Origin of the sequence: Halobacillus sp. HZG1 (assembly GCF_035818575.1) — a bacterium.
Lineage (GTDB): Bacteria > Bacillota > Bacilli > Bacillales > Halobacillaceae > Halobacillus > Halobacillus litoralis.
Window position 1 is genome coordinate 19,476 of sequence record NZ_JAYLVQ010000033.1, and the last position, 9,532, is coordinate 29,007.

At 46.3% G+C, this 9,532-nt stretch carries 3 protein-coding genes; all 3 read left to right on the top strand.

Going from position 1 to position 9,532, the window contains the following annotated elements; all coding sequences use genetic code 11:
- Positions 1 to 190 precede the first annotated feature (190 nt).
- The 3 genes from gltB to VKA52_RS04620 all read left to right on the top strand — a co-directional run bounded on the left by gltB (position 191) and on the right by VKA52_RS04620 (position 8,586).
- Positions 191 to 4,771 (top strand): glutamate synthase large subunit, encoded by a 4,581-nt coding sequence (gene gltB / locus VKA52_RS04610; RefSeq protein WP_326314351.1) that lies wholly within the window; start codon positions 191 to 193, stop codon positions 4,769 to 4,771.
- A gap of 19 nt (positions 4,772 to 4,790) precedes the next feature.
- On the top strand, positions 4,791 to 6,278 hold the full coding sequence (locus VKA52_RS04615; protein WP_326314352.1) for a glutamate synthase subunit beta: 1,488 nt from the start codon (positions 4,791 to 4,793) through the stop codon (positions 6,276 to 6,278).
- A 271-nt stretch (positions 6,279 to 6,549) separates the two neighbouring features.
- Positions 6,550 to 8,586, top strand: a complete 2,037-nt coding sequence (locus VKA52_RS04620; protein WP_326314353.1) for a catalase — start codon at positions 6,550 to 6,552, stop codon at positions 8,584 to 8,586.
- Positions 8,587 to 9,532 lie beyond the last annotated feature (946 nt).

A 9,532-nucleotide genomic window follows, 5' to 3' on the forward strand; every position in this document is an offset into this window, starting at 1 on the left:
TTACATCCTTTTAATATTCGGGTTTCTATTGAATTTGAATTGTCGCATTATCTTGAAAATTCAGCGCTTGTCCGCTTTAAGAGCGTGATTCTCAAGGTTTTTCATGCTATACTAGTAAGAAACTGAAAAGACAGAATTTTTTAATTTTTGCCTGTAACCTACAAGAATATGTCCGCTAGGGGGAAAAAATATGCAAAAACACGGATATCCTGTTCCGCAGGGGCTGTATCATCCGGAAAATGAGCATGAAGCTTGTGGTATCGGAGTGATCGCCAACATCGATGGAACGAAGAGTCACAGTATCGTAGAGAATGCCATCACTATTCTATGTAACTTAGAGCACCGTGGTGGACAATCTGCTGATGTCAGTACAGGAGATGGGGCCGGAATACTGACGCAGATCCCTCATCATTTTTTTGAAGCACAATGTGAGAAGGAAGATATATATTTGCCTGAATCCGGTAAATACGGAATCGGCATGATTTTCTTTCCGGAAAATCATGAGACAAGAACAGAATGTATGCAGACTTTTGAGCGTATTGTCGCAGAAGAAGGACAAGAATTTTTAGGCTGGCGTACGGTTCCGGTAAATGATTCGTTCGTTGGGGAAGATGCGAAGAAGACCAAACCATTTATTCGTCAGGCTTTCGTTGCTCCATCTGGAAATATTCAAACACAAATGGACCTGGAGCGCCGCCTGTACATCATTCGTAAGCGAGCGGAAATCGAGATTGCTGGAAAAGAGGGGTATGATGACTTTTATATCAGCAGTTTGTCATCGAATACGATCGTCTATAAAGGGATGTTGATTCCGGAACAGCTGGATTCCTTTTATATCGATCTGAACCACCCGGATTTCAAAACGGCCCTCGCTTTAGTACACTCCCGCTTTAGTACGAACACCTTCCCGAGCTGGAAACGTTCGCACCCGAACCGATTCACCATTCATAATGGAGAGTTTAATACATTACGAGGCAATGTGAACTGGATGAGAGCACGCCAGGAGCTTTGTAACTCGGAATATTTCAGTGAAGAAGACTTACAGAAACTTCTTCCTGTCATCGATTCCAACGGTAGTGACTCTTCCATGTTTGATAATGCCTTTGAATTCTTATACTTGTCCGGTCGTTCACTCGCTCACACCGCTATGATGATGGTGCCCGAGCCTTGGTCAAATGACGAAACGATTCAGGAAGACAAGAAGAATTTCTATGAATACCATAGCTGCTTAATGGAGCCATGGGACGGGCCGGCTGCCCTTGCTTACACGAATGGGAAACAAATTGGTGCCTGCCTCGACCGTAACGGTTTGCGTCCTGCACGCTATTACGTGACAAAAGACGGAATGATTGTCCTTGGTTCTGAAGTGGGTGCTCTTGATATTTTCGCTGACGATATTTTGTATAAAGATCGTCTCGCACCAGGAAAGATGCTCCTTGTTGATCTTGAAGAAGGGAAAATCATCCCTGATGATGAAATCAAATTGCAAATTGCTCGTGAGAAACCATATAAAGAATGGATTGAAGAGAACAAATTTGATTTAGAAGACCTTCCTGAACCATTGACCGAACACCGTCCGGTTGAAAACTTGATCGACCAGCAGCTTGCTTTCGGTTATACAACAGAAGAATTAAACAAAATCCTTCTGCCGATGGTCAACGATAAAAAAGACCCCGTCGGTTCGATGGGATATGATTCACCGCTTGCTGTGCTTTCTAAAAAACCACAATTACTTTACAGCTATTTTAAGCAGTTGTTCGCCCAGGTGACGAACCCGCCCATTGATGCCATTCGTGAAAAGTTGATTACAATGGTGGAAACGACAATTGGAGCAGAGGGGAACCTGGTCGATCCAAAACCAGAAAGCTGTCGCCAGATCCGACTGCAGACGCCTATTTTGACAAACCGTGAACTTGAACAGATTCGTCAGCAGGATGTAGAAGGATTCGCATCACGTACTCTTTCCATTCTTTTCGATGCCAAAGAAGGCGGTTTGAAGCCTGCACTTGATCGTTTATGTGAAGAAGCGGATGCAGCAGTAGAAGATGGTACGACGCTGATTGTCCTATCTGATCGTGGAATCAGTGAAGAGTATGCAGCCATTCCTTCTCTCCTTGCCGTATCCGGTCTGCACCATCACCTGATCCGTAAAGGGACGCGTACGAAAGTGAGCCTGATCATTGAATCTGGAGAGGCGCGTGAAGTGCACCATTTTGCTACACTACTTGGTTATGGAGCGGAGGGAATCAACCCTTATCTTGCCTATGAATCTTTGAGGGATTTGATGGAGCGCGACCTGCTTGAAGCAGAGTCTCATGAAACGGCTGTGCAGACGTATATCCATTCTGCAACGGATGGGATCATTAAAGTCCTTTCTAAAATGGGGATTTCAACCATTCAAAGTTACCGTGGTGCACAAATTTTCGAAGCAGTTGGTATCCATAAAGATGTGATCGACCAGTATTTCACTCGTACAGCTTCCAGACTCGGAGGTATCGGTCTTGATATCATCGAAAAAGAAGTGCTTATGCGTCATGAAGTGGCTTACGGGGAAACGCGTGGATCAAACCGCACACTGGAAGCTGGTGACGAATATCAGTACCGCCAGAACGGGGAAGATCACCAGTACAATCCGCAGACGATTGCAACATTGCAGCACGCCTGCCGTTCGAACGACTATGACCTTTTTAAGCAATATTCCAAGATGCTGACCGATGAAAAGAACAACCTGCAGTCTCTCCGTGGATTGCTTTCCTTCAAGGATCGCCCATCCATTCCGGTTGAGGAAGTAGAGTCTGTCGAGGATATTTGCAGACGGTTCAAAACGGGAGCGATGTCATTCGGATCCATCAGTGAAGAGGCTCACGAAGCCTTAGCCATTGCGATGAACCGTATCGGAGGCAGAAGTAATTCCGGTGAAGGTGGAGAAAATCCGAAACGATTCACTCCTGAAGAAAATGGTGACTTGAAACGTAGTGCGATTAAACAGGTAGCTTCTGGCCGTTTCGGAGTAAACAGCCATTACCTCGTCAATGCGGATGAAATCCAAATCAAGGTCGCTCAGGGAGCGAAGCCGGGAGAAGGAGGTCACCTTCCAGGCAAAAAAGTATATCCATGGGTAGCGGAAGTCCGTGGTTCCACGCCTGGTGTTGAATTGATATCACCACCACCGCACCACGACATTTACTCCATTGAAGACTTGGCTGAGCTGATTTATAACTTGAAAAATGCCAATCCAAAAGCTCGTGTCAGCGTGAAGCTTGTTTCCGCTGTTGGTGTTGGAACAATTGCTGCAGGGGTAGCAAAGGGACGTGCTGATCTTGTCCTAATCAGTGGCTATGATGGAGGAACCGGTGCGGCACCAAGAACAAGTATTAAGCATACCGGCCTTCCTTGGGAAATCGGTCTTGCGGAAACGCACCAGACGCTGGTTCTTGACCGTCTGCGTGATCGGATCGTTGTTGAAACAGACGGGAAAATGATGACAGGACGTGACGTTGTCGTTGCCTCCTTGTTAGGAGCGGAAGAATATGGATTCTCGACCGCACCTCTCGTCGTCCTCGGTTGTGTCATGATGCGTGTCTGCCACTTGAACACATGTCCGGTCGGTGTTGCGACCCAGGACCCTGAACTTCGTAAGAAATTCACAGGGGAAGCGGATCACCTTGAGAACTTCATGCGTTTCATTGCACAGGAAGCGCGTGAACTCATGGCAGAGCTTGGCTTCCGTACCATCAACGAAATGATCGGTCGTACTGATGTTTTACAGACGAACGAAGCGATCGACCACTGGAAAGCCAAAGGCGTTGACTTGTCAGCCTTGCTTTACCAGCCTGATGTCCCTGCCGACTATGGTCGCTTTGCAGTTAGAAAGCAGGATCATGGCCTTGAGAAGACGCTGGATATGGAAGAGTTGATCCCGCTTTGCAAGAAAGCCATTGAAACAGGGGAGCCGGTGGAAGGCACAGGATCCATCCGTAACATCCACCGTGTAACAGGTACGATCCTTGGTAGTGAAATCACACGTCGTTATGGAGCAGAAGGGCTTCCGGAAGACACGATCAAGTTGACCTTCAAAGGTTCCGCAGGTCAAAGTTTCGGTGCCTTCATTCCTAAAGGAGTCACCCTGCGCCTTATCGGGGATTCCAATGATTACGTAGGAAAAGGTCTGTCCGGTGGTAAAATCATCGTTCACCCATCACCACGTTCATCTTTCGTACCGGAAGAAAATACGATTATCGGAAACGTATCCTTCTATGGTGCTTCAGCAGGAGAAGCTTACATCAATGGTCTTGCTGGTGAACGCTTCTGTGTCCGTAATAGTGGAGCGGAAGTGGTTGTCGAAGGTGTCGGAGACCATGGATGTGAATATATGACAGGCGGGAAAGTCGTCGTCCTTGGGGGCACAGGGCGTAACTTTGCGGCAGGAATGTCCGGAGGCGTCGCTTACGTGCTGGATGAGTCTGAACTGCCTTTTGATACAAAGTGCAACAAAGAATTAGTTCACCTGCAGCAGTTAGCAGATGCTAATGAAATTCAAGAACTTTATGACATGATCGAAAAGCATGTTTCTTATACAAACAGCCCACGAGGTGAAAGAATCCTTGCTAATTGGAGCGACTATGTATCCAAATTCGTCAAAGTGATTCCGAGAGATTACTTGGCGATGCAGGAACGAATTAAGAATTTAAGAGAAAGTGGTCTTGAGAAATTTGACGCGGAAATGACCGCTTTTGAAGAACGCAATAAACCGGTAGCAACAGTCAAATAACGAAGAAGGGGGAGATCTGATGGGTAAGTCTACTGGATTCATGGAATACACACGCCAATCCACACCTGAGCGCGATCCTGAAACAAGAATAGAAGATTGGGAAGATTACAAGCTTCCCCTTTCAGATGAAGAAGCACAAAAGCAAGGGGCACGCTGCATGGATTGCGGCGTTCCTACTTGCCATTCCGGAATGGAAATCAACGGCATCACGAGCGGTTGTCCTGTTTACCACCTCATACCTGAATGGAACGATCTGGTATATCAGGGGAAATGGAAAGAAGCCCTTGCCAAAGAACACGAAATGAACAACTTCCCGGAGTTCACAGGTTTTGCCTGTCCTGCTCCGTGTGAAGGGGCTTGTGTTCTTGGAATCAACGAACCACCTGTAGCTATTCGTAGTGTAGAGAGGTCTATTATTGAAAAGGGATTTGACGAAGGGTGGGTCACTCCTGAACCTCCTGCCTATCGTACAGGTAAAAAAGTAGCAGTCGTCGGATCAGGCCCTGCTGGTCTGGCCGCGGCCGCACAGCTGAACAAAGCGGGCCACTGGGTGACAGTATATGAGCGTAACGATCGTGTAGGTGGATTGCTCACCTATGGAATTCCTGAAATGAAGCTGCCTTATTCCGTCGTTGAACGACGCGTGAACATTTTGAAAGAAGAAGGCATACAGTTTATGACGAACACAGAAGTTGGTCGTGATTATCCCGTCTCTCGTCTGAATGAGGAGTATGACACGGTCATCCTTTGTGGAGGTGCCACAACACCAAGGAACCTGGAAGTAGATGGACGCAACTTGAAAGGCATCCACTATGCAATGGACTTCCTGCACTCCAACACAAAGAGCCTTCTTGATTCTGAGCATGAAGATGGAAACTACATCAGTGCGACAGACAAAAATGTCATCGTGATCGGTGGCGGGGACACAGGAACTGACTGTATGGCTACATCCATGCGTCACGGCTGTAAGAGCCTGACTCAGTTTGATATTTATGATAAAAAAGGTTCTACCCGTGACAATGAGGTGAACCCATGGCCGCAGTACCCGGTCATCCACCGCGTGGAGTACGGCCAAAAGGAAGCAGAGGCGAAGTTTAATAAAGATCCACGCGCCTATGCGGTTATGACGAAGAGATTCGTTGGGGATGAAAACAATCGTATCAAAGAAGTACACACGATTGACGTTGCTCTTTCTTACGATGAAAAAGGAAATAAAGTCCGTACTGAAATTCCAGGAACCGAAAAAGTATGGGAAGCAGACCTCGTACTGCTTGCGATCGGTTTCAGCGGCCCCGAGCAGGATCTTATTGAAAAGCTTGGCATCGAAACGACCGTACGTTCTAATGTCGCTGCCCAATACGGGAAGTACACGACGAACGTTGAAGGTGTATTTGCTGCCGGAGACATGCGACGCGGGCAAAGTCTGATTGTTTGGGCTATCAACGAAGGCCGCGAAGTCGCACGCGAATGCGATCGATACATGATGGGAGCATCCCAGCTGCCATAAATATAATTAACCCTCTTAGCCACCTCTGAAACAGAGGTGGCTTTTTGTTTTTACGCTTTTTGAGATAGGTTGGATGTATGAGAAGTTGCCCCCTATCTATTTAATAGACCATTATATTTAGATTTCCTTCGTTATTTACGAACATCTTCCGACAAACTACTTTTTCAGGAAAGTAATTGTGTGTTTATTCTGTCGAATCGCCGGGTACGTAGATTGTAATGTTTATTTATTACTTACCATTCTAAGAAGTGGTTTCTTAAGGAGGAGCTCAATGAGTAAGAAAAGATCAAGTAAAGATGAGCAGTTGGATCAGTTCCGGGTGGATGACTCCGGCAAACATATGACGACGAACCACGGAGTCAAAGTTTCAGAGGATGAATTTTCATTAAAAGCTGGTGTACGTGGTCCTACCCTGCTGGAAGATTTTCATTTTCGTGAAAAAATGACCCACTTTGACCATGAGCGTATCCCTGAGCGTATTGTTCACGCGAGAGGGTTCTCAGCTCATGGCGAATTTCAATTATATGAATCGCTTGAGAAATATACGAAAGCTGACTTTTTAAATGATACATCAAAAACTACACCGACGTTTGTAAGGTTTTCCACGGTTGCTGGTTCCAAGGGTTCTGCAGAAACGGTGCGTGATGCACGGGGATTCGCAACGAAATTTTACACAGAAGAAGGAAACTATGATCTAGTCGGAAATAACATACCAGTCTTCTTTATCCAGGACGCAATTAAATTCCCTGACCTTGTCCATGCAGTCAAACCTGAACCACATAACGCTATGCCGCAGGCAGCATCCGCCCATGATACGTTCTGGGACTTCGTGGGACAAAACCAGGAGTCTGCTCATATGGTCATGTGGACGATGTCTGACCGTGCCATTCCTAGAAGTCTGCGTATGATGGAAGGCTTCGGGGTTCACACGTTCCGTTTAGTCAATAATGAAGGAAAGGCTCATTTCGTTAAGTTCCACTGGAAGCCTCTCCTTGGCACACACTCTCTTGTATGGGATGAAGCACAAAAGATTAATGGTAAAGACCCTGACTTCCACCGAGGGGATCTTTATAACTCCATAGAAAACGGTGATTATCCTGAGTATGAGCTTGGAATCCAAGTCATCCCTGAAGAAGATGAATTTAAGTTCGATTTTGATGTCCTTGATCCAACGAAACTTTGGCCGGAAGAAGACGTTCCCGTTCAAATCGTCGGTAAAATGACGTTGAATCGTAATGTAGATAATGTATTTGCTGAAAACGAACAGGTGGCATACCATCCAGGAAACGTCGTACCAGGGATCGACTTTACAAATGACCCGTTATTGCAGGGGCGTTTGTTCTCCTATACGGATACGCAGTTGATCAGGCTGGGTGGACCGAACTTCCATGAACTCCCAATCAACCGCCCTGTCTGTCCTTTCTTTAATAACCAGCGTGATGGCTATGGCCGTCAAACAATCAATAAAGGGCAGGTCAGTTATCATAAGAACTCACTTGCAAACAATACACCAACCCCGGCAAGTGAAGAAGAAGGTGGCTATTCCCACTACCAGGAAAAAGTGGAAGGTCACAAGATCCGTGCTCGCAGCGATAGCTTTAAAGATCACTTCTCTCAGGCTACATTGTTTTGGAACAGCATGAGTGACCATGAAAAAGAGCATCTCATCAATGCGTTCAGCTTTGAGCTCGGAAAAGTGGAAAGCGAATCCGTTCGTGAAGAAGCAGTGAAAATGTTCGCTAACGTAAGTCTTGAGCTTGCCCAAGGATTTGCTAAAAATATTGGAGTTACTCCTCCACAGAGCGGGGGATCAGATGTGAAGAAATCTTCTCCTGCTCTCAGTCAGGCAAATACGGTTCACAAGCCGTCTACTCGTAAAGTTGGCGTCATTTTAGCTGGCGGATTCAATGGGAAGGAGGTCACTCAAGCATTGAAGGAGCTCTCATCAGAAGGAATCATGACTGAAATCATTAGTGATAAGCAGGGAATGGTCAAAGGAGACGACGGTTCAGAAATGAAAGTCGATCACACCTTCCTTACTACTGATTCTGTTCTGTATGATGCGCTGTACGCGGTTGGTGGAAGCGATGAGGAAGAAGCGTTCAAGAAGCATGCCTCTCATTTCCTTAACGAAGCATTCTCTCACTACAAACCGTTGGGTGCTACCCACAATGCTGTGCAGTGGCTGAGCGATAACAAACTCGCCGACCACAGCGGTGTCGTAGCTGCTGATGATGTCAAAGGCTTCACAGAAGATTTTGTCCAGGCAGTCGCTGCTCACCGCCACTGGGATCGTCAATTAATATAACAACAACCCCTGCCGGCCTTGGATAATTCCAAGGTTTGGTGGGGGGTTTATTTTACTCTTATAGGTGCTGGTTGTTCAGCTTACACGAAAGCATTTATAAAATATTAAGTGGACCATAGACCAAAAGCCATTGATTCATGAAGTTAGGCCCTGCCCCGAAAGGGAAAAAGGTACGATTTTTTGTATAGTTTGTTTAAATCTCGTGAGGATAAGGGAAAACATGAATAAATACAAAAGACGAAGAGGTGATTCCATGATTCGTACAATCTTAATGATCATCGGTTTAATCGTAGTGATTAGTTTCATCATTTCCCTGCTATAATTTTTATCTTCCTAAGATCAAACCAAAGTGGCCGGTATTCCATAACTGGCCACTTTTTATTTTTAAATTTCCATAGACTTGGAATTTTCTTCTGTTCAGAAGTTATTAAAGTATATGGCGGGGTTGTGGAAGACTCAGTTTCTAGATGTTTCGGGGTTCGTTATCATAGTGAGCGCCCCAGGGGTGGCTGGGAAGCTACTCGCTTTCCTGTGGGGGGGTGCCGAGCTTCCTCGGGCAACCGCCCTGCGGGATCTCGCCCATCTCCTTTCTCCCACGGGAGTCTCGCAGCTTCCCAACCACCCCTTTCGATGTAAGGGAAAAACGAACCCCTTTGCCTTATATGAGTGTCTTTCACAAATCCTGAATCTATAGTGATAAAGCGCACTATAACAGGCCTTATCATTCAAAATGCGGTTGGAGAATTCATGTTGCTTCACTTTCCTGGAAGTGGTTTCGAAGATAGTTATATGGCAAAGGGGCGGAGGGGAATAGCTCGCTTTCCGCGGGAGCGCGGTGAGCCTCCTCGGACTGCGTCCTGTGGGGTCTCACCAAGCACTTTTTTCCCGCAGGAGTCTCGCCATTCCCCTCCGCCCCTTTGCCATATAACTATCTTCGAAACCACTT

What these genes read in the sequence shown, in the direction of transcription:
- VKA52_RS04620 (WP_326314353.1), top strand. Translation starts at nt 6,550, where the DNA reads ATGAGTAAGAAAAGATCAAGTAAAGATGAGCAGTTGGATCAGTTCCGG.
- gltB (WP_326314351.1), top strand. Translation starts at nt 191, where the DNA reads ATGCAAAAACACGGATATCCTGTTCCGCAGGGGCTGTATCATCCGGAA.
- VKA52_RS04615 (WP_326314352.1), top strand. Translation starts at nt 4,791, where the DNA reads ATGGGTAAGTCTACTGGATTCATGGAATACACACGCCAATCCACACCT.